At 68.8% G+C, this 24,174-nt stretch carries 22 protein-coding genes, 1 tRNA gene and 1 pseudogene; 13 read left to right on the forward strand and 11 right to left on the reverse strand.

The window, feature by feature from the left end; all coding sequences use genetic code 11:
- The first annotated feature begins 34 nt into the window (after positions 1–34).
- The 3 genes from ACWCRD_RS04540 to ACWCRD_RS04550 all read left to right on the forward strand — a co-directional run bounded on the left by ACWCRD_RS04540 (position 35) and on the right by ACWCRD_RS04550 (position 1,874).
- The gene (locus ACWCRD_RS04540; RefSeq protein ID WP_450964484.1) at positions 35–538 is read left to right on the forward strand and encodes a phage holin family protein; all 504 of its coding nucleotides are present in this window, start codon (positions 35–37) and stop codon (positions 536–538) included.
- On the forward strand, positions 535–1,503 hold the full coding sequence (locus ACWCRD_RS04545; protein ID WP_450964485.1) for an alpha/beta fold hydrolase: 969 nt from the start codon (positions 535–537) through the stop codon (positions 1,501–1,503). The genes ACWCRD_RS04540 and ACWCRD_RS04545 overlap by 4 nt, the downstream gene beginning before the upstream one ends.
- Before the next feature lie 188 nt (positions 1,504–1,691).
- Positions 1,692–1,874, forward strand: a complete 183-nt coding sequence (locus ACWCRD_RS04550) for a hypothetical protein (RefSeq protein WP_078912721.1) — start codon at positions 1,692–1,694, stop codon at positions 1,872–1,874.
- Positions 1,875–1,901: 27 nt separating this feature from the next.
- On the opposite strand, the gene ACWCRD_RS04555 is transcribed toward ACWCRD_RS04550, so the two are convergent.
- From ACWCRD_RS04555 to nth, 3 genes are all read right to left on the reverse strand, one after another.
- Positions 1,902–3,101 carry a MarP family serine protease gene (locus ACWCRD_RS04555; protein ID WP_450964486.1) on the reverse strand — a complete coding sequence of 400 codons (1,200 nt, stop codon included), beginning with the start codon at positions 3,099–3,101 and terminating at the stop codon, positions 1,902–1,904.
- A 119-nt stretch (positions 3,102–3,220) separates the two neighbouring features.
- Positions 3,221–3,925: an NUDIX hydrolase gene (locus tag ACWCRD_RS04560; RefSeq protein WP_450964487.1), complete on the reverse strand. Its 705-nt coding sequence runs from the start codon at positions 3,923–3,925 to the stop codon at positions 3,221–3,223.
- A gap of 79 nt (positions 3,926–4,004) precedes the next feature.
- Positions 4,005–4,946, reverse strand: a complete 942-nt coding sequence (gene nth, locus ACWCRD_RS04565) for an endonuclease III (RefSeq protein WP_450964488.1) — start codon at positions 4,944–4,946, stop codon at positions 4,005–4,007.
- A 336-nt stretch (positions 4,947–5,282) separates the two neighbouring features.
- Here nth and ACWCRD_RS04570 point away from each other — a divergent pair, with 336 nt between their 5' ends.
- Both ACWCRD_RS04570 and ACWCRD_RS04575 read left to right on the forward strand, forming a co-directional pair.
- A complete protein-coding gene (locus ACWCRD_RS04570; RefSeq protein ID WP_115906767.1) occupies positions 5,283–5,957 on the forward strand; it encodes a Crp/Fnr family transcriptional regulator in 675 nt (224 codons plus the stop codon).
- A 160-nt stretch (positions 5,958–6,117) separates the two neighbouring features.
- Positions 6,118–6,872 (forward strand): annotated as a pseudogene (locus ACWCRD_RS04575) (nucleotidyltransferase domain-containing protein).
- On the opposite strand, the gene ACWCRD_RS04580 reads toward ACWCRD_RS04575, so the two are convergent.
- The 4 genes from ACWCRD_RS04580 to ACWCRD_RS04595 all read right to left on the reverse strand — a co-directional run bounded on the left by ACWCRD_RS04580 (position 6,869) and on the right by ACWCRD_RS04595 (position 9,369).
- Positions 6,869–7,699, reverse strand: coding sequence for an MBL fold metallo-hydrolase (locus ACWCRD_RS04580; protein WP_450964489.1), 831 nt, complete (start codon positions 7,697–7,699; stop codon positions 6,869–6,871). The pseudogene ACWCRD_RS04575 and the gene ACWCRD_RS04580 overlap by 4 nt on opposite strands.
- Positions 7,700–7,796: 97 nt before the next feature.
- Entirely contained in the window at positions 7,797–8,690 is an 894-nt protein-coding gene (locus ACWCRD_RS04585; protein ID WP_450964490.1) for an NUDIX hydrolase, read from the reverse strand.
- Positions 8,691–8,749: 59 nt separating this feature from the next.
- The gene (locus tag ACWCRD_RS04590; protein WP_115906770.1) at positions 8,750–9,214 is read right to left on the reverse strand and encodes an Atu1372/SO_1960 family protein; all 465 of its coding nucleotides are present in this window, start codon (positions 9,212–9,214) and stop codon (positions 8,750–8,752) included.
- Complete coding sequence (locus tag ACWCRD_RS04595) at positions 9,211–9,369, reverse strand: DUF4177 domain-containing protein (RefSeq protein WP_003967454.1); 159 nt, start codon at positions 9,367–9,369, stop codon at positions 9,211–9,213. Before ACWCRD_RS04595 ends, ACWCRD_RS04590 begins: the two co-directional genes overlap by 4 nt.
- 95 nt (positions 9,370–9,464) lie before the next feature.
- Between ACWCRD_RS04595 and ACWCRD_RS04600 the strand changes: the two genes are divergently transcribed.
- Both ACWCRD_RS04600 and ACWCRD_RS04605 read left to right on the forward strand, forming a co-directional pair.
- Positions 9,465–10,442, forward strand: a complete 978-nt coding sequence (locus ACWCRD_RS04600; protein ID WP_450964491.1) for an ArsA family ATPase — start codon at positions 9,465–9,467, stop codon at positions 10,440–10,442.
- A gap of 55 nt (positions 10,443–10,497) precedes the next feature.
- Positions 10,498–11,865, forward strand: coding sequence for an ArsA family ATPase (locus ACWCRD_RS04605; protein WP_450964492.1), 1,368 nt, complete (start codon positions 10,498–10,500; stop codon positions 11,863–11,865).
- A 14-nt stretch (positions 11,866–11,879) separates the two neighbouring features.
- Here the strand turns inward: ACWCRD_RS04605 and wblA are convergent, their stop codons facing one another.
- On the reverse strand, positions 11,880–12,218 hold the full coding sequence (wblA, locus tag ACWCRD_RS04610; RefSeq protein ID WP_030942372.1) for a transcriptional regulator WblA: 339 nt from the start codon (positions 12,216–12,218) through the stop codon (positions 11,880–11,882).
- Positions 12,219–12,627: 409 nt separating this feature from the next.
- On the opposite strand from wblA, the gene ACWCRD_RS04615 reads away from it, so the two are divergent.
- On the forward strand, positions 12,628–14,904 hold the full coding sequence (locus ACWCRD_RS04615; protein ID WP_450964493.1) for a transglycosylase domain-containing protein: 2,277 nt from the start codon (positions 12,628–12,630) through the stop codon (positions 14,902–14,904).
- Positions 14,905–14,970: 66 nt separating this feature from the next.
- On the opposite strand, the gene ACWCRD_RS04620 is transcribed toward ACWCRD_RS04615, so the two are convergent.
- Together ACWCRD_RS04620 and ACWCRD_RS04625 are read right to left on the reverse strand one after the other, a co-directional pair.
- A complete protein-coding gene (locus ACWCRD_RS04620; protein ID WP_450964494.1) occupies positions 14,971–15,411 on the reverse strand; it encodes a hypothetical protein in 441 nt (146 codons plus the stop codon).
- Between the two features lie 211 nt (positions 15,412–15,622).
- Entirely contained in the window at positions 15,623–16,090 is a 468-nt protein-coding gene (locus ACWCRD_RS04625) for a GatB/YqeY domain-containing protein (RefSeq protein ID WP_115906774.1), read from the reverse strand.
- Positions 16,091–16,209: 119 nt separating this feature from the next.
- Here ACWCRD_RS04625 and ACWCRD_RS04630 point away from each other — a divergent pair, with 119 nt between their 5' ends.
- The 5 genes from ACWCRD_RS04630 to ACWCRD_RS04650 all read left to right on the forward strand — a co-directional run bounded on the left by ACWCRD_RS04630 (position 16,210) and on the right by ACWCRD_RS04650 (position 22,939).
- Positions 16,210–17,136, forward strand: coding sequence for a metallophosphoesterase (locus ACWCRD_RS04630; protein WP_450964495.1), 927 nt, complete (start codon positions 16,210–16,212; stop codon positions 17,134–17,136).
- Between the two features lie 54 nt (positions 17,137–17,190).
- The gene (locus tag ACWCRD_RS04635) at positions 17,191–17,976 is read left to right on the forward strand and encodes a Pr6Pr family membrane protein (protein ID WP_450964496.1); all 786 of its coding nucleotides are present in this window, start codon (positions 17,191–17,193) and stop codon (positions 17,974–17,976) included.
- Positions 17,977–18,018: 42 nt separating this feature from the next.
- Positions 18,019–18,092: transfer RNA gene (locus ACWCRD_RS04640), tRNA-Pro, on the forward strand.
- A 495-nt stretch (positions 18,093–18,587) separates the two neighbouring features.
- A complete protein-coding gene (locus ACWCRD_RS04645) occupies positions 18,588–20,867 on the forward strand; it encodes an NACHT domain-containing protein (RefSeq protein ID WP_450964497.1) in 2,280 nt (759 codons plus the stop codon).
- Between the two features lie 815 nt (positions 20,868–21,682).
- Positions 21,683–22,939 (forward strand): hypothetical protein, encoded by a 1,257-nt coding sequence (locus ACWCRD_RS04650; protein ID WP_450964498.1) that lies wholly within the window; start codon positions 21,683–21,685, stop codon positions 22,937–22,939.
- Here ACWCRD_RS04650 and ACWCRD_RS04655 read toward each other — a convergent pair.
- Entirely contained in the window at positions 22,869–23,711 is an 843-nt protein-coding gene (locus tag ACWCRD_RS04655; RefSeq protein ID WP_450964499.1) for a PE-PGRS family protein, read from the reverse strand. The two genes, ACWCRD_RS04650 and ACWCRD_RS04655, sit on opposite strands and share 71 nt — an antisense overlap.
- Positions 23,712–24,174: the final 463 nt, after the last annotated feature.

Here is a 24,174-nt window from a genome sequence, read left to right on the forward strand (position 1 = left end):
GAGACGGTACAAAAAGAGAGTGAGGGAGACCGCGATGAGCGCACCCGACGGCAGCCCGGTCGGCGCCGAACGCAGCATCGGCCAGCTGTTCGCCTCCGCGACGACCGAGATGTCGGCGCTGGTGCATGACGAGATCGCGCTGGCCAAGGCGCAGCTCAAGCAGGACGTCAAGCGCGGCGCGACGAGCGGCGGCGCCTTCACGGTGGCCGGCGCGGTGCTGGTGTTCTCCCTGCCGATGCTCAACTTCGCGCTGGCGTACGGCATCCGGACCTGGAGCGACTGGAACCTGGCAATCTGCTTCCTGCTGTCCTTCGCGGCGAACGTGCTGGTCGCGGTCGTCCTCGTGCTGATCGGCGTGCTCTTCGCGAAGAAGGCGAAGAAGGGCAAGGGCCCGCAGAAGGTCGCGGCGTCGATGAAGGAGACGGCGGGGATCCTGCAGAAGGCCAAGCCGCACCCGCGGCCGGAGCAGCCTCAGACCCCGGCGCTCGAGGACCGGGCCCCCGCGGCCATCGAGGCTGTGGCACGCTCGTCCTCATGACGGGCTCCTCCCCCTCCGCGGGGCAATCACCTTCGGCGCAACCCACCTCGGTCGTACGGCCGGACGCCCTGCCCGACGGGACGAAGGTGACCCATCGGGACGTGGCCGCCAACGGCGCCCGCTTCCACATCGCCGAGGCCGGCGACGGGCCGCTGGTACTGCTGCTGCACGGCTTCCCGCAGTTCTGGTGGACCTGGCGGCACCAGCTGACCGCGCTGGCCGACGCGGGCTTCAGGGCCGTCGCCATGGATCTGCGCGGTGTCGGCGGCAGCGACCGCACGCCGCGCGGCTACGACCCCGCGAACCTCGCCCTCGACATCACCGGCGTGATCCGCTCCCTGGGCGAGCCGGACGCCGCGCTGGTCGGCCACGACCTGGGCGGATATCTGGCGTGGACGGCGGCCGTGATGCGCCCGAAGCTGGTCCGCCGGCTCGCGGTCGCCTCGATGCCGCACCCCCGGCGCTGGCGCTCCGCGATGCTCTCGGACGTCAAGCAGACCCGCGCGGGCTCCTACATCTGGGGGTTCCAGCGCCCCTGGATCCCCGAGCGGCAGCTCACCGCGGACGACGGCGCACTCGTCGCCGAGCTGATCCGGGAGTGGTCCGGGCCGAACCTGCCGGACGAGGAGGCGGTGGAGACGTACCGCCTCGCGATGTGCATCCCGTCGACGGCGCACTGCTCGGTCGAGCCGTACCGCTGGATGGTCCGCTCCATGGCCCGCCCGGACGGCATCCAGTTCAACCGCCGTATGAAGCGCCCCCTGCGGGTGCCGACCCTCCATCTGCACGGCTCACTCGACCCGGTGATGCGCACCCGCAGCGCGGCCGGATCCGGCGAGTACGTCGAAGCGCCGTACCGCTGGCGGCTGTTCGACGGGCTTGGGCACTTCCCGCACGAAGAGGATCCGGTCGCCTTCTCGACCGAGTTGGTCAACTGGCTCAAGGACCCCGAACCGGACCGGTGAGACGCGCACTTTCTGTGCAGAACCGGTCAATTGGCCGAAAGACCCCGAGCCCGATCGGTGACCGAGCCGATGCGCCCGGTATCCGGACCTGAACATGTGTCCTACGAACAGCCAATTGCCCGGCGCATAGGCCAATTGGGGGCTCGGGGGGCGGTTATCGACCTTGGGGTGGGGGCAGACGTCGGGGTATGGGCTGGACGCACGACTACAGTGACGCAGCACGCAATCGCCGCTCGGCCAGTGGCCTGAGCTCCCACCAGCGAGGCGGTGCACCGCAGATGGCGGGTACAGATCTCAGGGTGGGCATTCCGCGCATTCTGCGCCGCCGGGCCCGCTGGGTCTCGGTACGCCTGCGCCATCCCCGGGGCTGACCGGCCCCACTTCTGCGCAACGGCGGCTCACAGCGCGCAGCTGTCGCTGTCCACCTGCTGGTTCGCGGTACGCCCCTTGGTGATGTCCTCCTGGATCTCGTCCGCGGTGAGGGCGTACCCCGTGTCGGCGTCGTCGAGGGACTTCGCGAACACCACGCCGTACACATTGCCCTTGGGCGTGAGCAGCGGGCCGCCGGAGTTGCCCTGGCGGACGGTCGTGTACAGCGAGTAGACGTCCCGGCGGACGGTACCGCGGTGATAGATGTCCGGGCCGTTGGCCGGGAGGCGGCCACGCACGCGTGCGGCCCGGACGTCGTACGACCCGTTCTCCGGGAAGCCCGCGATGATCGCGTCGTCGCCGCTGCGGGCGTCCGTGGTCGTGAACTTCAGGGCGGGCGCCTTGAGATCGGGTACGTCCAGTACGGCGATGTCGCGGTGCCAGTCGTAGAGGACGACCGTCGCGTCGTACTTCCTGCCCTCGCCGCCTATCTGGACGGTGGGCTCGTCGACGCCTCCGACCACGTGCGCGTTGGTCATGACGCGGCGGTCGCCGAAGACGAAGCCGCTGCCCTCCAGGACCTTGCCGCAGCTCTGCGCGGTGCCCATGACCTTGACGATGGAGCGCTTCGCGCGCGTGACCACGGGGCTGTTCGCGAGGGCCGGGTCGGGGGGACGGACATCGTTGATCGGCTCGTTCGAGAACGGGCTGAAGACCTGCGGGAAGCCGTTCTGCGCGAGGACCGAGGAGAAATCCGCGAACCAGGTGTCGGCCTGGTCGGGCAGGGCCCGGGCGACACCGAGGAGCACCTTGGAGCCGCGGACCTCCTTGCCGAGGGTCGGCAGCGTCGTACCGGCCAGGGCCGAGCCGATCAGCCAGGCCACCAGGAGCATCGCCACGACGTTGACCAGGGCGCCGCCGGTCGCGTCCAGGGCGCGGGCCGGGGACCAGGTGATGTGGCGGCGCAGCTTGTTGCCGAGATGGGTGGTCAGGGCCTGGCCGACGGAGGCGCAGACGATGACGACGACGACCGCGACGACGGCGGCCGTCGTGCTCACCTCGGCGTTGTCGGTCAGTGCGTCCCAGATGACGGGCAGGACGTAGACGGCGACGAGACCACCGCCCAGGAAGCCGATCACCGACAGGATTCCGACGACGAACCCCTGGCGGTAACCCACGATCGCGAACCACACGGCGGCGACCAGCAACAGGATGTCCAGCACGTTCACCGGTTCGAGCCTCGCCTCATCACTCTGCGGTCACCTCAGGTCGGCCGGGGGCCGGCCCGCCGCGCAGCGGCGACCGAGCACAGTGTCCCCCGGGAAGACACAGCACGGCAGACACCCTGTCATGACCGCCAGTCGAGCGGGACCTGCTTCTCCCGGTCCCAGGGCCGCTCCCAGCCCGCGTAGTGGAACAGACGGTCGATGATTCCGGCCGTGAAGCCCCAGACCAGGGCCGATTCGACCAGAAATGCCGGACCTCGGTGACCGCTGGGGTGCACGGTGGTGGCCCGGTTGGCCGGGTCCGTGAGATCCGCCACGGGGACGGTGAACACCCGGGCCGTCTCGTTCGGATCCACGACCCCGACCGGGCTCGGCTCGCGCCACCAGCCCATCACGGGGGTCACCACGAAGCCGCTGACCGGGATGTACAGCCTGGGCAGCACCCCGAAGAGCTGCACGCCGGAGGGATCGAGCCCGGTCTCCTCCTCGGCCTCGCGGAGAGCGGCCCGCAGCGGCCCGTCGGCCTTCGGGTCGCCGTCCTCGGGGTCGAGGGCGCCGCCGGGGAAGGACGGCTGCCCGGCGTGCGACCGGAGCGAACTCGCCCGCTCCATCAGCAGCAGCTCTGGGCCGCGCTCTCCCTCGCCGAACAGGATCAGTACGGCGGACTGCCGCCCCGCCCCGTTCTCCGGCGGCAGGAAGCGGCTGAGCTGCAGCGGCTGCACCGTCTCCACGGCCCGCACCACCGGGTCCAGCCACTCGGGCAGCCCCTCCTTGCTGAGGACCACCGGACCACCCTGCGTATTGCTCGTATTACTCGCGCGCGTCATCGCCACCCCCGTCCTGCCGAATCCAACGCCCGGAAGGCCCGAGATCGTTCCTGGACCCGGGGCTCTGCCGTGCCGCCCGTCATCCGGCCCCCAGCGGCGGCGCCGGCTTGCCGCCCGCGTCCAGGTACGACTGCGGGGGCTTGAGGCGCTGGCCGGGGAAGCCGCCCTTCTCGTACTTGAGCAGCTTCTTCGCCTTCTCCGGGTCCGTCTCGCCCTCGCCGTACGCCGGGCAGAGCGGGGCGATGGGGCAGGCGCCGCAGGCGGGCTTGCGAGCGTGGCAGATGCGCCGGCCGTGGAAGATCACGTGGTGCGAGAGCATCGTCCAGTCGCTCTTGGGGAAGAGTCCGCCGACGGCGGCCTCGATCTTGTCCGGCTCGGTCTCGTCCGTCCACTGCCAGCGCCGCACCAGCCGCTGGAAGTGCGTGTCCACGGTGATGCCGGGCCGCCCGAAGGCGTTCCCGAGCACGACGAAGGCGGTCTTGCGGCCGACCCCGGGCAGCTTGACCAGGTCTTCCAGACGGCCGGGGACCTCCCCGCCGAACTGCTCCACCAGCGCCTTCGACAACCCCATGACCGACTTGGTCTTGGCCCGGAAGAAGCCGGTCGGGCGGAGGATCTCCTCGACCTCCTCGGGGTTCGCGGCGGCCAGGTCCTCCGGCGTCGGGTACTTGGCGAACAGCCCGGGCGTCGTCTGGTTGACCCGGAGGTCCGTGGTCTGGGCGGACAGGACGGTGGCGACCAGGAGCTGGAAGGGGTTCTCGAAGTCCAGCTCGGGGTGGGCGTACGGATACACCTCGGCGAGCTCGCGGTCGATACGGCGGGCACGCCGAACGAGGGCGGTGCGCGACTCGTTCTTCGGCGGCCTGGCGGTGGCCTTCGCGGGAGGGGCGCCCTCGACCGCGGCGGACGCCTTCTTGGGCACGACGGCGGCTTTCTTGACGGCCGCCGTCTTTTTCACGGCGGCCTTTTTCGCCACGGTCTTCTTCGCTGCAACCTTCTTCGCTGCGGCAGCCTTCTTCACCGGAGCGCTTTTTGTCACTTTTGCCGGTTTCTTTCCGCCACCGGAGTTCTGTTCGCCCACAGCGGAATCACGACGTACAACCACCCGCCCAGCCCCCTTGGCCTGTGCTCTCACCGGCGATTTGGACACCCGGCCAGCCTAAAGCCCGGCACTGACATCCGCCCCGGACCCGGGAGATCGGCCCCCAATTGGACCCCTGCCGCTTACCTCGGGACAGGTGTGCGGCATCCTTGTGACAGATCACACTGTTTGGACCGTCCGGCAAAATGGGGAACACGGTCCCCTGGTACCAAGGGGGAGCAAGATCCCCTGAGCAGGTCGACAAGGAGAGAACTCGTGGACGACGTTCTGCGGCGGAACCCGCTCTTCGCGGCGCTCGACGACGAGCAGGCCGCGGAGCTCCGCGCCTCCATGAGTGAGGTCACCCTCGCGCGCGGTGACTCGCTCTTCCACGAGGGCGACCCCGGTGACCGGCTTTACGTCGTCACCGAGGGCAAGGTGAAGCTCCACCGCACCTCCCCCGACGGCCGCGAGAACATGCTCGCCGTCGTCGGCCCCAGCGAGCTGATCGGCGAGCTGTCGCTCTTCGACCCGGGCCCGCGCACCGCCACGGCCACCGCCCTGACGGAGGTCAAGCTCCTCGGTCTCGGCCACGGTGATCTGCAGCCCTGGCTGAGCGCTCGCCCCGAGGTGGCCGGCGCCCTGCTGCGCGCCGTCGCCCGCCGACTGCGCAAGACCAACGACGCGATGTCCGACCTGGTCTTCTCCGACGTCCCCGGCCGCGTCGCCCGCGCCCTGCTGGACCTCTCGCGCCGCTTCGGCGTGCAGTCCGAGGAGGGCATCCACGTCGTCCACGACCTGACGCAGGAGGAGCTGGCCCAGCTGGTCGGCGCCTCGCGCGAGACGGTCAACAAGGCGCTGGCCGACTTCGCGCAGCGTGGGTGGCTGCGGCTGGAGGCGCGGGCGGTCATCCTGCTGGACGTGGAGCGGCTGGCCAAGCGTTCGCGGTGACGGTCCCTGGGGGCTGCCGCCCCCAGACCCCCGCTTCGGCCTGAACGGCCTCGTCCTCGAACGCCGGACGGGCTGGTGTAGTGACCCCGTGTCCGAAAACCCGACCTCCAGAGGTCTCGACGCCCAGGGCTACATCGCGCGCGAAGGCTCCCTCGCGCGCGTGCCGTACGCCTTTTGGCCCGTCGTCACCGCCGCGCGCGACCGGCTGCTCGGGGTGTTCGGGGCGCGGCTGGACAGTGCGTACCTCTACGGGTCCGTTCCGCGCGGCAACGCGCGCGTGGGGCGCAGTGATCTGGATCTGCTGGTCGCGCTCCGGGAGGAACCCACGGACGCGGACCGGGAGGCAGCCCGGGCGCTCGGTGAGGCCGTCGACGAGGCGTTCTCGCAGATCGACGGGACCGGCACGGCATCCTGCTGTACAGCCGGGCGCGGCTGCTGAGCGAGCTGGAGACGTACGACCTGGGGTGGTTCGTCGCCTGTCTGTGCACGCCGTTGCTCGGTGAGGACCTCGCCGAGTACCTGCCGCGCTACCGTCCCGACTCCCTGCTCGCCCGCGAGACCAACGGGGACCTCGCCCTGCTGCTGCCCCGGTGGCGGCAGCGCATCGCGGCCGCCGAGGACACCGACGAGGCCCGGCGTCCCCTCGTGCGGTTCATGTCCCGGCATCTCGTCCGCACCGCATTCACACTGGTGATGCCCCGCTGGAACGGCTGGACCAGCGACCTCGCGGAGATGGCCGAGGCCTTCGGCACGTACTACCCGGAGCGGGCCGTGCAACTGCGGGCGGCGGCCGTCCTCGGGTACGAGCCCCATGGCGATCCCGCCGTGCTCCGCTCGTACGTCGACGACCTCGGGCCCTGGCTCGCCGAGGAGTACGCGCGCGTGCACGGCATCAAGGCGCGGCGCCCCGACTAGATGAGCCCGTGCTCCTCCAGATAGTCCAGCTGCGCCCGCACCGACAGTTCCGCCGCCGGCCACAGGGAGCGGTCCACGTCCGCGTACACGTGCGCGACGACCTCGCGCGGTGTGCGGTAGCCGTCCTCGACCGCCGTCTCGACCTGCGCGAGGCGATGGGCGCGGTGGGCCAGGTAGAACTCGACGGCTCCCTGGGCGTCCTCCAGGACGGGGCCGTGGCCCGGCAGGACCGTGTGGACGCCGTCGTCGACCGTCAGCGACCTCAGCCGCCGCAGGGAGTCCAGATAGTCGCCCAGGCGGCCGTCGGGGTGCGCCACGACGGTCGTGCCGCGGCCCAGGACGGTGTCGCCCGTCAGGACGGCCCGGTCGGCCGGGAGATGGAAGCAGAGGGAGTCCGAGGTGTGACCAGGGGTCGGTACGACCCTCAGTTCCAGGCCGCCGACCGCGACCACGTCCCCGGCGCCGAGCCCCTCGTCGCCCAGCCGCAGCGCCGGGTCCAGGGCCCGCACCTTCGTGCCGGTCAGCCCGGCGAAGCGGACGGCGCCCTCCGCGTGGTCCGGGTGGCCGTGGGTGAGCAGGGTCAGCGCGATGCGCTTGCCGGCCTTCTCTGCGGTGTCCACGACGTTGCGCAGGTGGCCCTCGTCCAGGGGGCCGGGGTCGACGACGACGGCCAGTTCGGAGTCGGGCTCGGAGACGATCCAGGTGTTCGTGCCGTCGAGGGTCATCGCCGAGGCGTTGGGCGCCAGGACGTTGACGGCCCGGGCGGTGGCGGGGCCGGTGAGCACCCCGCCCCGCGGCTGGCCGGGAAGGGCTGCTGCGTCGGTCATGCGGTGTTCTCTTCCGTCGGCGTCGGGCGGTCGAGTCGTCGGTCGGAGGCCTGCGCAGTGCTCCGCAGTGCTCGGCCCTGAAGGGCTGCTGCGTCCGTCATGCGGAGGCTCCACCGGCGGACAGGTCGGTAGGACGGTCGGTCGGGATGTGCTTCGTGAACTCGTCGTGACCGGGCCAGGACAGCACGATCTCGCCGTCCTTCAGCCGGGCCTCGGCGAGCACGGGAGTCAGGTCGCGGTCGGGGGCCGCCGCGAGCGCGTCGGCGGCCGTGGCGCAGGAGGCCAGCTGGCGCAGGGTCGCGATGGTGGGCGGCATCATCGTCAGCTCGCCCTTGTCGTACGAGGCCGCCGCCTCCCCGGGGCGGATCCACACCGTACGGTCGGCCTCCGTTGAGGCGTTGCGGGTGCGCTGGCCGTGCGGAAGGGCGGCCACGAAGAACCAGGTGTCGTAGCGCCGGGATTCGAACTTCGGGGTGATCCAGCGGGTCCAGGCGCCGAGCAGATCCGAGCGCAGGACCAGGCCGCGGCGGTCGAGGAACTCGGCGAAGGAGTACTCGCGGGCGGCCACGGCCGCACGGTCGGCCTCCCAGTCCTCACCCGTGGTGTCACCGACCACGGAGTCCGCGGACGGCCCGGCGAGCAGGACGCCCGCCTCCTCGTACGTCTCGCGCACGGCCGCGCAGACGATCGCCTGGGCCTCCCGCTCGTCGACGCCGAGCCGCTCGGCCCACCACGCGCGCGTGGGGCCCGCCCAGCGGACGTGCTGCTCGTCGTCACGGGGGTCGACGCCGCCGCCCGGATATGCGTACGCGCCTCCGGCGAAGGCCATGGAGGCGCGTCTGCGCAGCATGTGCACGGCGGGGCCGCGGTCGGTGTCCTTCAGGAGCATGACGGTGGCCGCGCGCTTCGGGACGACCGGGGTGAGCGTGCCGTCCGCGAGCCCGCGGATGCATTCCGGCCAGTCCTGCGGAAACCACTGCCCATTCGCCATGGGCGGAGGCTATCCCGTGGTGCGCGAATGTTCGAGAGGTCCCCGAGGTCAGAGCGCCGCTACGGGACGAGCTCGACCTGGATCTCCACCTCGACCGGTGCGTCCAGCGGCAGCACCGCCACGCCGACCGCACTGCGCGCGTGCACACCCTTGTCACCGAGGACCTCGCCGAGCAGTTCGCTCGCGCCGTTGACCACACCGGGCTGACCGGTGAAGTCCGAGGCAGAGGCGACGAAGCCCACGACCTTCACCACGCGCGCGATGCGGTCCAGGTCGCCGGTGACGGACTTCACGGCGGCCAGGGCGTTCAGCCCGCAGATACGGGCGAGCTCCTTGGCCTCCTCCGGCGTGACCTCCGCGCCGACCTTGCCGGTGACGGGCAGCTTGCCCTCCACCATCGGGAGCTGTCCGGAGGTGTACACGTAGGAGCCGGACTGCACGGCCGGCTGGTAGGCGGCCAGCGGCGGTACGACCTCGGGCAGGGTCAGGCCGAGCTCGGCCAGTTTCGCCTCGACGGCGCTCATGCCTTCTCCCGCTTCAGGTAGGCCACCAGCTGCTCGGGGTTGTTCGGCCCGGGCACGACCTGGACGAGCTCCCAGCCGTCCTCGCCCCAGGTGTCCAGAATCTGCTTCGTTGCGTGGACGAGCAGTGGCACGGTTGCGTATTCCCACTTGGTCATGTGGCCGACTTTAGCCGCTGCGCACCGACCGCCTGTGGTCGCGTTATCCACAGGCTGTCGCGTGGTTGGCACACAGACTGGTTAGGCTCGAAGACGTGAGCAGGCTCCAGGTCGTCAGCGGCAAGGGCGGGACCGGAAAGACCACGGTCGCCGCCGCTCTCGCGCTGGCCCTCGCGACCGAGGGGAAGCGGACGCTTCTCGTCGAGGTCGAGGGGCGCCAGGGCATCGCGCAGCTCTTCGAGACGGAAGCGCTGCCCTACGAGGAGCGGAAGATCGCCGTCGCTCCAGGGGGCGGGGAGGTGTATGCCCTCGCCATCGACCCCGAACTGGCCCTTCTGGACTATCTCCAGATGTTCTACAAACTCGGGGGCGCGGGCAGAGCCCTGAAGAAGCTCGGCGCGATCGACTTCGCCACCACCATCGCACCGGGCCTCAGGGACGTGCTCCTGACCGGCAAGGCGTGCGAGGCGGTACGGCGCAAGGACAAGGCCGGGCGGTTCGCGTACGACTACGTCGTCATGGACGCGCCGCCCACCGGCCGCATCACCCGCTTCCTGAACGTGAACGACGAGGTGGCGGGCCTCGCCAAGATCGGCCCGATACACAATCAGGCGCAAGCCGTGATGCGGGTGCTGAAGTCGCCGGAGACGGCTGTGCACCTGGTGACGCTGCTGGAGGAGATGCCCGTCCAGGAGACCGCGGACGGGATCGCCGAACTGCGCGCCGCGAGGCTGCCGGTGGGCCGGATCATCGTGAACATGGTGAGGCCCGAGGTGTTGGACGCGGAGGATCTGGAACTCGTACGCAGCGTGCCGCGTTCTTCTGTTGCCAGGTCGCTGTCGGCGGCAGGACTCGGCGGTGCGCGCCGCGGTGGGAACGCGGAGAAGCTGGTGGACCCGCTGCTGCAGCAGGCCGACGAGTACGCCGAGCGGTATGCGCTGGAGCACGAACAGCGGGCGGTGCTGGCCGAGCAGGGCCTGCCGCTGCACGAACTGCCGCTGCTCGCCGAGGGCATGGACCTGGCGGGGCTGTACGAACTGGCCACCGAGCTGCGGGAGCAGGGCCTGTCATGAGCCGGGGCACGCGGAGCACGAGCCGTCAGCAGCTGAAGCAGAAGCAGGGGATGTCATGAGTCCGGAGCCGGCCCACACACAGGACACCGCCCGCCACCACCTGACCCCCGCGCGTGTGCTAGACGTCGACCCGCTGCTCGACGATCCCGAGACGCGGATCGTGGTGTGCTGCGGCTCGGGCGGGGTGGGAAAGACCACGACCGCGGCCGCCCTCGGCCTCAGGGCCGCCGAGCGCGGGCGCAAGGTGGTCGTGCTGACCATCGACCCGGCGCGCAGGCTCGCGCAGTCCATGGGCATCGACTCGCTGGACAACACCCCGCGCCGGGTGAAGGGCGTCGACGGCGACGGCGAGCTGCACGCCATGATGCTCGACATGAAGCGCACCTTCGACGAGATCGTCGAGGCGCACGCGGACGGCGAGCGGGCCGCCGCCATCCTGAACAACCCCTTCTACCAGTCGCTCTCCGCGGGCTTCGCGGGCACGCAGGAGTACATGGCGATGGAGAAGCTCGGGCAGCTGCGCGCGCGGGACGAGTGGGACCTGATCGTCGTCGACACCCCGCCGTCCCGCTCGGCGCTGGACTTCCTGGACGCGCCCAAGCGGCTCGGCTCGTTCCTCGACGGCCGGCTGATCCGGCTGCTCACCGCCCCGGCGAAGCTCGGCGGGCGGGCGGGCATGAAGTTCCTGAACGTCGGGATGTCGATGATGACCGGCACCCTCGGCAAGCTCCTCGGCGGGCAACTCCTCAAGGACGTCCAGACGTTCGTCGCCGCGATGGACACGACCTTCGGCGGGTTCCGCACGCGCGCGGATGCGACGTACCGGCTGCTGCAGGCGCCCGGGACGGCGTTCCTCGTGGTGGCGGCCCCGGAGCGGGATGCGCTGCGGGAGGCCGCGTACTTCGTGGAGCGGCTGGCCGCCGAGGACATGCCGCTGGCCGGTCTGGTGCTCAACCGGGTGCATGGCAGCGGCGCCGCCCGGCTGTCGGCCGAGCGTGCGCTCGCCGCTGCGGAAAATCTTGTGGAGCCCCGCATTGTCGATCAGGACGGCGGGAAAGCTGGACTTCGTAACTCTCCCGACACGTACGGCAGTTCAGGCTCCCCCGCTTCCGAATCCCCTGCTGACGGGTCCGCCGAGCCTCCCGCGTCCGAGAACCACTCCCCCGGTCCGGATCAGGAGGACGAGGGCGCCCAGGGCGTCGAGCGGTTCACCGCAGGCCTGCTCCGGTTGCACGCCGAACGTATGCAGCTGCTCTCCCGCGAGCAGCGCACGCGTGACCGCTTCACGGCGCTCCACCCCGAGGTGGCGGTGGCCGAAGTGGCCGCGCTGCCCGGCGATGTGCACGACCTCGCAGGGCTCAGGGACATCGGGGACCGGCTCGCGACCAACCGGCCGGAGCTGCCCGAGGCTGCCGTCGACTGAGCCGAGGGGTGCCCTCAGCTCACCGCCGCGTAGTTCTCGTACATCTCGTCGTCGTCGAGCGGCAGGATCCCCACGCCGCGTTCGTACTCCAGACGAGCCGTCTCAAGGAGCCGGCGCCAGGAGGTGACGGTGGGTCGCCTGCGCAGCAGTGCGCGACGCTCCCGCTCCGTCATGCCTCCCCACACGCCGAACTCGACGCGGTTGTCGAGCGCGTCGGCCAGGCATTCCGTGCGTACCGGACATCCGGTGCACACCGCCTTGGCCCTGTTCTGCGCTGCTCCCTGAACGAACAGTTCATCCGGATCGGTAGTGCGGCAGGCGGCCTGCGCACTCCAGTCGGTTACCCAGCCCATACCGGCGCCGTCCTCTCCCGAATCGAGGCTCCCCCACGGCGGCAGCGGCATATTCACCGCCGCCAGTTGAGGACGTTACGGAAGGTGGGCACAGCGCAACACCCCCTTCGGGCCCAATCTTGAATGGCCCGAACGGACTATGCGTAAGCGGCAGATCACCCGGGGGAGTGAGCTGGTGACATACGTGACCTTCCCGGCGAAACGGGACAGTTCAGTTGAGTCACAACGGGCGCCAGGTGACACACAAGGCGGATTCGGACACGCCCCCATCAAAAAAAGTTGGGGAACCTCCGGAACGATTCGGGGTCGCCGGACGTATTGATACGTGGCCCTACTGCTGTGACAGTTGAGAGCAGCTTAGGCCAAGGCATATACGCGTGTCCGGCGAATGAGAACGTAGGCTGCCCTCATGCCAAAGAAGCGCTCGGGCGGTGGCCTGTCCCCCACGCAGCAGGCCGCCAAGTTCCTCGGTGTCAGTGTGCTCGCGGGGGCCGTCCTGGCCGGTATCGCGCTGCCGGCCGTCGGCGCGCTCGGACTTGCCGCCAAGGGCTCGGTGGAGAGTTTCGACGAGCTGCCCGCCAACCTCAAGACGCCACCCCTGAGCCAGCGCACCACGATCCTCGACGCCGACGGCGGTCAGATCGCCACGGTCTACTCGCGCGACCGCACGGTGGTCCCCCTCAAGGACATGTCCCCCTACATGCAGAAGGCGATCGTCGCGATCGAGGACTCGCGCTTCTACCAGCACGGCGCGGTCGACCTCAAGGGCATCCTGCGCGCGCTGAACAAGAACGTGCAGAGCAGCGGGGTGGCCCAGGGCGCCTCCACGCTCACCCAGCAGCTCGTGAAGAACGTCGCCATCGAGGAGGCCGGCGACGACCCGACGAAGGTCGCGCAGGCCACCCAGCAGACAATGGGCCGCAAGATAAGGGAGCTGAAGTACGCGATCCAGCTCGAGGAGGAGCTCGGCAAGAAGAAGATCCTCGAGAACTACCTGAACATCACGTTCTTCGGTGAGCAGGCCTACGGCGTCGAGGCCGCGTCCCAGCGCTACTTCTCCAAGCACGCCAAGGACCTGAACGTGCAGGAGGCCGCCCTGCTGGCCGGCATCGTCCAGTCGCCCAGCCGGTACGACCCGGTCAACGACTCGACGGAGGCCACCAGGCGCCGCAACGTCGTCCTGCAGCGCATGGCCGACATGGGTGACATCTCGCAGGCGGAGGCCGACAAGGCCAAGAAGACGCCGCTGGGTCTCAACCCGAGCCAGCCGAAGAACGGCTGCATCACCGCGGTCAAGGGCGCCGGCTTCTTCTGCGACTACGTGCGCGAGGTGTTCCTCACCGACCCGATGTTCGGCAAGACCAAGGAAGCCCGCGCGAAGGTCTGGAACCAGGGCGGTCTGACGATCCGTACGACGCTCGACCCGCAGGCCCAGACCTCGGTGCAGGCGTCCATCAAGGACCACGTCTACAAGACCGACGACGTGGCCACCGCGGCCACCCTCGTGGAGCCCGGCACCGGCAAGATCCTCGCCATGGGCCAGTCCCGCCCGTACGGCTTCGGCAAGCACGAGACGCAGATCGACCTGTCCGTGAACCAGGACATGGGCGGCGGCGCCGGCTACCAGCCCGGTTCGACGTTCAAGCCGATCGTGGCCGCGGCCGCCATAGAGGGCGGCACGCCGGCGACACAGTCGTACCCCTCGCCGTACGAGATGGACTATCCGAGCCCGGTCTCGATCTGCAACGGCCGGCAGTGGCGTGACGATCCGAACAATCCGAGCAAGGTGGCGAACGAGAACAAGTCGGAGCACGGCCCGTACAGCATGAAGCAGGCGACCGCGAAGTCGGTCAACACCTACTACGTGCAACTGATCAGCGACATCGGCATCTGCCCGGTCACCGAGATGGCCAAGAAGATGGGCGTGGAGCGCGCGGACGGCGGCAAGCTGCAGCAGGCACCCTCCATCGCGCTCGGCACCCAGGAGATGTCGCCGCTGACGATGGCGAACGCGTACGCCACCTTCGCCTCGCGCGGCATGTACTGCACGCCGGTCGCCATCGAGTCCATCAGCCAGCGGATCGGCGACAGGACGAAGTCGCTCCAGGTGCCCAAGTCGACCTGCACGCGCGCGATGTCGCAGAAGACCGCCGACACCGTGACGACGCTTCTGAAGGGCGTGGTCGAGGACGGTACGGGTCAGCAGGCGGGTCTCAGCGACCGCCCGAGCGCCGGTAAGACCGGTACGACGGACAACCGCTACGCGGCCTGGTTCGTGGGCTTCACGCCGAACATGGCGGGCGCGGTGTGGGTCGGCGACCCGACCCACAAGCGCCAGATGAAGCAGATCACCATCGGCGGCCATTACCACGACCTCGTCTACGGCGCCGACACACCGGGCCCGATCTGGAAGGACGCCATGACGGGCGCCCTGGACGGCAAGCCCGTAGAGAACTTCAATCTCGTCGACATCCCCGACGGCAACAAGGGCAAGGGCAACGACGACGGCCACAACGGTGACAACGGCGGCAACGCAGGCGGCGGCCTCATCGGCGGCCTGACCACCGGCGGCACGGACGGGGGCACGAACGGGGGCACCACCTTCCCGACGCCCACCTTCTCCTTCCCGGACAACCTGTTCCAGGGCACGAGCAACGGGAACGGGAACGGGGGGCGACGCGGCTGACGCCACGCTCCAAAAACGGCCGACGGCCCCTGTCCCACCGGCTCGCCGGGACAGGGGCCGTCCGGTTCAGCCGCAGTGGTCCCAGCCGCTGGAGTCGTAGGCGACGGTCCGGTCGTTGCGGATGATCGACCCTTCCCATCGCACGCACTTCCCGGCGGCGGCGACCTTCACCGGGCCCGCGTAGTACGCGTAGGTCCCGTTGTCGATGTCACTGCGCTCCGGGTTGGTGCTGGCCATGAGCTTGATGCTCATGGACGTGTTGACGCCGTAGAGCGGTCCCCCCGACTTGGTGAAGATCGCACAGTTGTACGTCCCGTCCCAGTAGAGCCGGACCTGGCCGACGTACTGTCCGGTGTAGGGGCTGTTGTCTCCGGTGACGTCGTACGTGTCGATGAGGCTTCCCGAGCAACTGCCGGCGGCCTCCGCCGTCCCCGAGAAGGTCAGCGTCGCGCCGATCACGGCCGCCGCGGTGACGGACGCCTGCACGATGCGCTTCGATCGGATCACGTTCAGCCTCGATTCAAACTGGAGTTCGGATCGCCTTGCCGACTGACCGTAGCACCGCATCGACGCTGTCGTCCCTTGAACCGCAGCACGCACACTCGGCGAACGGGCCACACGAGCAACGAAGTTGAGCGATAAGGAAGACCCGCACCGTGGGCAACGGCCCTCGGTGCGGTTCTGTTCGCCGTGCCGTGCCGTGCCGTGCCAGGGGGTCTCAGCCGGCCAGCAGCTTCTTCACCACCGCCGCGACCCGGCCGCCCTCGGCCAGGCCCGCGACCTTCGGGTTCACGATCTTCATGACGGCGCCCATCGCCCGCGGACCCTCGGCACCGGCGGCCCTGGCCTCGCCGACCGCCTGGGCGACGATGTCGTTCAGCTCCTCGTCGCTGAGCTGCTTGGGCAGGTACTCGGCGAGCACCTCGCCCTCCGCCTTCTCCCGCTCGGCGCTCTCGGCCCGACCACCCTGCGCGAAGGCATCGGCCGCCTCCCGGCGCTTCTTCGCCTCCTTGGTGATCACCTTCAGCACCTCGTCGTCGGAGAGCTCGCGCTTCTCCTTGCCCGCGACCTCCTCCTTGGTGATCGCGGCGAGCGTCAGCCGGAGCGTCGAGGAGCGGAGCTCGTTGCGCTCCTTGATCGCGGCGTTGAGGTCTTCCTGCAGCTTCGACTTGAGCGTGGTGGTCATGGATCTGATTGTCGCAGGTGCGCAACGTCCGACGCCCGTCCATTTAAAGGGCGGTGAGGCCCGGGTCGCCAAGGGGCAGCGCGGCTCAAGAGGTCCTGCGGGTCTGACACGATGGATGTATGCGCGCTCGATACGGAGTACCTCTGGGGATCGCGGCGGCCGGTGCCGCCGGTGTGGTGTACGCGGCGGGATTCGAGGCCCGCTCCTTCCGGCTGCGACGGGTGACCGTCCCCGTCCTGCCCGCCGGCATGCGCCCCCTGAGAGTCCTCCAGGTCTCCGACATCCACATGGTCGGCGGCCAGCGCAAGAAGCAGCGCTGGCTGCGGTCGCTGGCCGGCCTGCGCCCCGACCTCGTGATCAACACGGGCGACAACCTGTCCGACCCGGAGGGCGTACCCGAGGTCCTGGACGCCCTCGGCCCCCTGATGGACTTCCCGGGCGCGTACGTCTTCGGCTCCAACGACTACTACGGCCCCAGGCCGCGCAACCCCGCCCGCTACCTGCTGGAGAAGGTCCAGGGCCGGCACGGCCTGAACGGCAACCCGCCGGTGGTCGGCGCGATCCACAACCCGTGGGAGGACCTGCGGGACGGCTTCGACGCGGCGGGCTGGCTGAATCTCACGAACACGCGCGGCACCCTGAAGATCGAGGGCGTCACCCTGGAGCTGACGGGCCTGGACGACCCGCACATCAAGCGCGACCGCTACCAGCGGGTCTCCGGCGGCCCGTCCGCCGACGCGGACTTCTCGATGGGCGTCGTGCACGCCCCGTACCTGCGGGTGCTGGACGCATTCACGGCGGACGACTACCCCCTGATCCTGGCCGGCCACACCCACGGCGGCCAGCTCTGCATCCCCTTCTACGGCGCCCTGGTCACCAACTGCGACCTGGACCCGGCGCGGGTGAAGGGCCTGTCCAGGCACACGGCGGAAGGCCGTACGTCGTATCTGCACGTCTCGGCGGGCTGCGGCACCAACCGCTACACGCCGGTACGGTTCGCGTGCCCGCCGGAGGCCACTCTGCTGACGCTGGCGCCCAGGGAGTAACCCGGTCGCCCCACCCACATCGCGTCATATGCCCCCTTTGCCTAGCTTGGGGGCATGACCGCCCCCATACCCAGGGACATACCGGACCTCCCGGCACTGCCCGGTGGGTCACTGTTCGCGCCCTCCTACGTCCCCGCCTCCGCGGTGCTGACCCCCCTGCGCCGCCCCCTCGCCGCCGTGTACCGCCTGCTGGTCGCCCTGGCGGCAGCGGCGGCCGTGACGATCGACCTGCTCATCGGCAGCCCGGTCCACGTCCTGAGCTACTTCGCGATCCAGAGCAACATCCTGCTGGCCCTGGTCTTCACGCTCGCAGCCCGCCGCGCCTGGACGGCCCGCCGCCCGCTCCCCTCCGCGCTGACGGGTGCGACGCTGCTGTACATCACCATCACGGGGCTGGTGTACCACCTGCTGCTGAAAGGGGCCTCGCCCCCGTTCTCCATGACCGGCGGCACGACGCCCCCGGCCGGCTTGCAGTGGATCAGCAACCAGATCCTGCACACGGCCGTCCCCGCCGCCGCGCTGCTGGACTGGCTGCTCCTGACGGCCCCCGGCCGCCTCCACCTCCGCCAGGCACCGACGTGGCTGCTCTACCCCCTGGCCTACCTGGCGTTCTCCCTCGGCCGGGGCGAACTGATCATTCCCGGCACACCGGGCCGTTACCTCTACCCGTTCCTGGACGTCGGCCTGCACGGCTACAAGAGCGTCCTCGGCAACGCCCTCCTCCTCGGCCTCGCCTTCTACGGCCTCGCCATCCTCATGGTGGCCCTCGACCACATCCGCCCGAACCCCGTCCGCCACCGCGCGAAAACCGGATTTCGTCTCCAGCCACCAGTGGGCTAAAGTAAACGACGTCGCCGCGACAAGCAGCACAAGCGACGACATCGGGGTGTAGCGCAGCTTGGCAGCGCGCTTCGTTCGGGACGAAGAGGTCGTGGGTTCAAATCCCGCCACCCCGACAGCCGTAACACCAGGTCAGGCCCGGTGCTGAGAGATCAGCGTCGGGCCTGATTTGCTTTGTGGCCCCGTTTTGGGAGCCATTTGGGAGCCGACTTCGGATACGGCCCCCTGACCAGCAATGACTACCTAGCTCGCCGAGGGGTCCGCATAGCTGCCCCCATGCCGATCCAAGCTGCCACGTTGAGCGTCCTGATCGCGGTGCCGTAGCGGACGCGCCATCCACGGCTGGAACAACGACCACACCACGCGGCGCAAGATTCACCTGCTCCCGCTCCGCTGGGAGCTGGGTGCGGTGCCAACAGTAGGCAGACCTGAGCCAGGCACTCTCGCGTCGTGCCCAGTCCCCCAAGCCCACGGTCGTTGTCGCGGCAGGCCGAAGCTCGGGCTTACGCGGTGTGCAACAACGCATACGCCACGCCTGTAGACCGGTGATCAGGCCCGCACCCTGCAACATATGATGTGATGCAAGACACATGAGCTGGAGGGGGGTCCTGGTGCCAGCGGACCAGAAGCAACAGGAAGAGTCGGAGTTCGAGGCCGAGGTGCTGCGCATATCCCGTGCGCTCTTCGCCCCGGAGAATGAGTTTCAAGGGTCCACCTACATCGGCACTGCGGAACGCGACGGCGTCTTCATCGGGCCGGACTCAGTCACGATCGTCGAATGCACGGTCTCCCATCGCAAGGACAAGGCGCAGAAGGACGGCAAAAAGCTGCACGACGCTTGTGTTGCCATGGCTCGTCAACACCCGTTCAAATCCGTCAAGGGCTTCTTCGTCACTCACGACGAACCAACTGCTGACCAGCGCACGGTTATTAAGGGATTTGGCCCGCCGCTCGTAGCGTGCAGTTTCGCCCAGCTTCGGAGCCAACTCGTCGATTCAATGCGCTACTTGGAGCTGCGTTCTGCCTACCCGTTCGGCAGCGCACGCGAGCCGAGTAGTGGCGACCACGGCGACCTTAAGCCATACGTCGCAGTCGACCCCGTGGAGAGTGGCACAGACGAACCGGTCTCGATCGGTAGCGTGGCCCAGCGGGTGGAGGGCGGTACATCCGTCCTCCTCTACGGCGACTACGGGGCCGGTAAGAGCATGTTTCTGCGCGAGCTATACCAGCATCTGGCCAAGACCCACCGCAAGCACCCCTACCGCCCCTTTCCTATCCTCCTCAATCTGCGCGATCACCAGGGTCAGATCTATCCGGTCGAGGCCCTAGAACGCCACGCGCGCGCCATTGGGTTTCCCACACCCTCGCAGTTGGTCCGCGCGTGGCGGTCGGGCGATGTGACGCTCATCCTGGACGGCTTCGACGAGATCGCGACACCCGGTTGGATCGGGAAAACGTCTGCGATGCGCGACATCCGCCGCCGGTCTGTGGAACTCGTACGCCGGTTCTGCCAGGAGTCACGCACCTCGACGTCCATCGTCCTCGCGGGGCGGGCACACTTCTTCGACAGCGAGCGCGAGATGCGCACCGCGCTGGGCGCCCGTACCAACTCCCTCTTTCTGATGGCGGGCGAGCCAACGGAGGAGCAGGCGCAGAAGATACTCCACGCGTACGGATGGCACGACGCGCTCCCGGACTGGCTGCCCTCGCGCCCACTTCTCCTGAGCTACCTAGGCGCGTCGAGCGCCCTCCAGGGATCCATCGAGGGAACGTTCGGCCGCTCGGCAGGTGAGGGCTGGGACATGATGCTCGACCGCATCGCCGAGCGAGAAGCCGACATGGAGATGGGGGTGGACGGGTTCACCGTCCGCAAAGTGCTGGAGCGGCTTGCTACTCAGGTGCGACGCTCCGCCGACGGGCTGGGGCCCATCTCGCAGGACGAGCTGACGTCCGTGTTCCAGTCAGTGTGTGGCTACGCTCCGGACGAGGGCTCCTACCAACTTCTGCAACGGCTCCCCGGGCTCGGGGCAATGGATAGCGTGGATGGATCCCGGCGCTTCGTCGATGTCTCCCTCGCTGACGCCGCCCGTGCGGGCGACGTTGTGGGCTGTGTCCTAGAACCGAATACAGATAGCCCGCTGCTCGAAATGACTGGGACCGTCGCCTGCCTGGACGAGGTAGGCATTGACGTTGCCGCTGTGCGACTGGCCCGAGAGAGCTCCGCGAGTTCGGGGGCCGCCTACTCATCCGCTAACACCCTCCAGCGCCGCGGGGTCTCAGATGCCGTTATCGCGGACATCGTCCGGGTCGCCGCGCGGCTCTGGCCCGCTAACATCCCACGTACACCGATCTCCCTTCACGAGATCGAACTCCCCCTGTTCTCGTTGGCTGCTGACGCCAACAGCTATGACTGGCTGAGCTTCCAGGACTGCGTGATCCAAGAACTAGACTTCACTGATCACGACGGATATGCGCTCCCGCACTTTCACAGTTGCCTCATCGGACAGATGACGGGGGTGGCAGGGTGGTCGGCTCTCCCGACGGACCGCTTCGTCGACTGCGAGGTTGACCAGTTCGACGCGCAAATGTCGACAGCCAAGGGCATACTCGCGCTGACGACGACACCGATGAACAAGGTCTTGCTCACAATATTGAAGAAGGTCTACGCCCAGCGTGGCACGGGGCGGAAGGAGTCCGCGCTCTTCCGCGGACTGGACGCGAAGCACCGGGAACTCGTGCCGGAGGCAGTGCAGCGGCTCGCGGGGGCGGGACTCATCACTTCGGCCCGATCCAGCGGCACCCGGATCTACCTCCCGGTCCGGGGTATGGCGAGCCGGGTTCGGCGCATGCTCCAGGCCCCCCAATCGAGTGCCGACAGCGTCCTCGACTAGGAGAAGACTGACTCCGCCATAGGGGCTGCAACACGCAGGCGTTGCAGCCCCTACCGCGACGCCAGCCAGCGGGCTGAAGGGGTAACTCCGCAAAGCGGAGTGCGCGTCTAACTACACGGTTACGGGAGCGAACGCTGGCGTACACGCACGATCGGTCTGGTGCTGTTCACACAGGTCAGCACTACGCACGTGGCTGGACCGCCGCGCACCAAGATTGTTTCCGGGACGAAGAGGACGTGGGTTCAAGTCCCATCGCTTCGACAATGAAGCACCGGGCCTGACCTGTTGTATGCCCCTTGGCTTCGAGAATCGGCCCCCGTGGCTCCCAGCGACTGGCGTTCTGCCTTCAAACGCGCCGTGCGCCGCGTGCGCTCCGCAAGAGACGCCCCACGGCTTGTGCCGAGGAGACCACAGACGGTACGACGATCGACATGCACCGATGGTCTCCGTTGAATGACCGGCAGCTCGCACTCCTCACCCGCATCGGCGACGGAACCGACCCCGTCACGTCGGACAGCCCTGAGCTCGCTCTCACCGCCCGCGCGCTCAAGGACCGGCGCCTGATCACCATGCCCAAGCAGGATGGGAAGTGGCAGGCGGAGATCACTGACGCGGGGCGCTTCTACCTGGCACACGGCCATCACCCGGACCGACCGGAACCAGCTCAGCGCGGGCAGCGGTCAACTGGGTCCGACCAAAGGGCACGACCGGCCCCTCCACCACAGAAGCAAGTCACAGCCCCGTCCACGACGAAGCCGGCGCCACAGCGCGCCGCCAAGCCCTCGAGGCCATCCCCTGCTGAAGTCGGAGCCGCCTTGATCGCGGAGGTACAGCAGGCTGGACGGTTCCTCCGGATCCCCAACCCCAACGACGAGGAGCGAGCCCGCTATCGCAGGGCGTTCGACGCAGCCCGGCAGTGTGCCCCCGAGGGATACAGCCTGAAGTACAGCGGGCGGGCGAAGGGGGACTTCTTCCTCGGCCTGCTCCGGGTGACCGGCGAGGACGAGACCGAGTGGAACAGGATCCGGCTGGCGCGCAGCCGTGTGATGACCGATGTCGAGGACGTGATCGCAGCAATCACCGCGGACCACAGCGCCTTCGAAATCTCGGAGGAGGTCCTCCCTCGGGTGCTCTCGCTGCTCCGGCTCCTCGCTGAGCAAGCCCTCGCACGCCACGGCGAAATCGCGGTGTCCAAGAAGCGCAGGCAGCCGAGGCCGCTGCTCACCGTCCACGGCCGGACGTACGAGGTCAGCTTCCGCGAACGGCAGAAGCCGGTCCGGTACGTCCCCAAGCAGCCGGGCCGCCGTATGTACGACTGGCAACGTGTCACCCCCGCCCAGAAGTTCGAGCCGTCCGGCGAACTGGAGCTGCTGGTCAGCGAGAACTCGGGCTACAGCTACAACTACGGCTGGAAGAAAGAATGGGCCGATACCGCCAAGAAGCCGTTGGAGGAGCAGATCGGCTCCGTCTTCCGCGCCTTGAAGGCGCGGTCGGAGGAGCAGGAGCGAGCCCGGCTGGAGCGTGAGGCGGAGCAGCAGCGTCTGCGCGAGGAACGGGAGCGGCAGGAGGCGGAGCGCCGGCGCCTGGCAGCGGAACGGGAGGAGCGCGAGCGGCGGGAATGGAAGGCCGCTGTCAGCGCAGCTTCGGTCAAGGCGGTGCATGCGGTTCGGGCCGAGCACTTCGGCACGGCCCTTGAGCAGTGGCGGGCCGCGGGTGAGATCCGGGCGTTCTGTGCCGCTCTGGATGAGGCCGCGGCAGCGTCGCAAGATGCCCTCGAAGCTCGGAGGCTGCGTGAATGGTCGGCTTGGGGGAACACAGAGGCCGATCAGCTCGACCCCACCACAAACGGCGAGGGTCTGGCCGCCCGTGACTTCAACGTGGAGCCGACGAAGAAGCAGCTACGACCGTTCCTCGACGGCTGGCACCCGGACCGGCCGGAGAAGGAGAAACCTCCGGCACAGCCAGCACCACCCAAGCCGGAGCCAGACCCGTGGCGCGGGGTCATCGACGCACATCAGGATCAAGGGTGGCGATATGGACGCCAAGGTCGCGCTCAATGGTGGAGGCGATGACACCATGCCCGCGATCGCGTAGGGCTTTGACCGCCTTCTCTACGAGCTCCCCGAGCCTGATGACCTCGGCGCGCAGGGCGACCAACTCGTCGTAGCGCTCGGCCTTGTCCTCGCCGCACCACGCCCGGACGGTCCGCAGAACGGCCGCCTCCGCATCCAACTTGCGCTCGTCACGCCGACTGTAGGAGTACCAGGAGGGCTGGGCACGCTCCTGCTCGATGTCCCGCTGTTTGCGGTCCATCTCCGGGAGGATCTCGTCGGCGAGGCGGGCGGCAACGTGGCGGGCGACGCGCTCGGTGACCGGCCAACCAGCAAGGCACATGCCGTGGCGGTTCTCGAACACCATGGTCTCGCCGCGGAGTTCGGTGGCGTCCATGCCGATGAGCGGTGCCGTCTCATCGAGGCGGCTCAGCTCCAGAACTCCGGCGTCTGCCACCGTTCGGCGCAGGCGCAGCCTGTTCTTCGGACGGACGAATCCGAGGATCATGCGGGCGGCCTCAAATTCCGTGCTGCCCCGGACGTGGCGAGAGGACTCCACCAGTGCCAACTCCGCCGCGTCGTCCCGGCGGAACGTATCGACATCCGCCCACGGCGCTACGAGAGAGCCGGAACTGACCCACTCTTGCAGGCCGGCGGCATCACCTTCGAGAAACCGCACGTGGACCCAGCCAGACCTGCCAGGGCCACCCACGCGAACGACCTCCACCTGGCGGACCGCGCCGCCCAGCTCCTTCGGCCTTGCGCGGTAGGCCCAGTGCTCGCCAATCTCCATGTACCTATTGAGCCAGTTCTGTTGGACCCATCACTGGGCGTTTGCCATAACCACCGACGCCAGCTCCTCATCACCAGGTTGACACCGCCCCGCGAAGCATCGCGCGAGATAGCTTCGCCCCGGCAGCGACCACAAGAGGCACAGCAGCACGTCCGGCCATCCGAGCTGTTCCTCGCAGCGTTTCTCACCGGCCGACGCTCCCTCCACGTATGAGACTCAGTTGCTCGTCGACCAGTTCGCCGGCGGTGACGTCGTCGCGTTCCACCTGGAACCCATGTCCCTCGTCCAGAGAGACCCTCACGCATAGTCACAGCATGGTCACGAGGTCGAATATGCGGGTGATCTGGTAGCTGATCACGAAGAAAATGTCACTCTACGTTTGCCGGGATTGTCCGACGCCCTGTGGGCTGGGGAGCCCCAGGGGCGAGGGGGTGGGGAATGACTACTTACCGTTTCAATCCGC

Source organism: Streptomyces sp. NPDC002092 (assembly GCF_053593775.1).

Coding starts and splice junctions, on each gene's coding strand:
- ACWCRD_RS04540 (WP_450964484.1), top strand. CDS start 35: ATGAGCGCACCCGACGGCAGCCCGGTCGGCGCCGAACGCAGCATCGGC.
- ACWCRD_RS04545 (WP_450964485.1), top strand. CDS start 535: ATGACGGGCTCCTCCCCCTCCGCGGGGCAATCACCTTCGGCGCAACCC.
- ACWCRD_RS04550 (WP_078912721.1), top strand. CDS start 1,692: ATGGGCTGGACGCACGACTACAGTGACGCAGCACGCAATCGCCGCTCG.
- ACWCRD_RS04560 (WP_450964487.1), bottom strand. CDS start 3,925: ATGACGCGCGCGAGTAATACGAGCAATACGCAGGGTGGTCCGGTGGTC.
- ACWCRD_RS04580 (WP_450964489.1), bottom strand. CDS start 7,699: ATGACCGACGCAGCAGCCCTTCCCGGCCAGCCGCGGGGCGGGGTGCTC.
- ACWCRD_RS04585 (WP_450964490.1), bottom strand. CDS start 8,690: ATGGCGAATGGGCAGTGGTTTCCGCAGGACTGGCCGGAATGCATCCGC.
- ACWCRD_RS04590 (WP_115906770.1), bottom strand. CDS start 9,214: ATGAGCGCCGTCGAGGCGAAACTGGCCGAGCTCGGCCTGACCCTGCCC.
- ACWCRD_RS04595 (WP_003967454.1), bottom strand. CDS start 9,369: ATGACCAAGTGGGAATACGCAACCGTGCCACTGCTCGTCCACGCAACG.
- ACWCRD_RS04605 (WP_450964492.1), top strand. CDS start 10,498: ATGAGTCCGGAGCCGGCCCACACACAGGACACCGCCCGCCACCACCTG.
- wblA (WP_030942372.1), bottom strand. CDS start 12,218: ATGGGCTGGGTAACCGACTGGAGTGCGCAGGCCGCCTGCCGCACTACC.
- ACWCRD_RS04615 (WP_450964493.1), top strand. CDS start 12,628: ATGCCAAAGAAGCGCTCGGGCGGTGGCCTGTCCCCCACGCAGCAGGCC.
- ACWCRD_RS04625 (WP_115906774.1), bottom strand. CDS start 16,090: ATGACCACCACGCTCAAGTCGAAGCTGCAGGAAGACCTCAACGCCGCG.
- ACWCRD_RS04630 (WP_450964495.1), top strand. CDS start 16,210: ATGCGCGCTCGATACGGAGTACCTCTGGGGATCGCGGCGGCCGGTGCC.
- ACWCRD_RS04635 (WP_450964496.1), top strand. CDS start 17,191: ATGACCGCCCCCATACCCAGGGACATACCGGACCTCCCGGCACTGCCC.
- ACWCRD_RS04655 (WP_450964499.1), bottom strand. CDS start 23,711: ATGGAGATTGGCGAGCACTGGGCCTACCGCGCAAGGCCGAAGGAGCTG.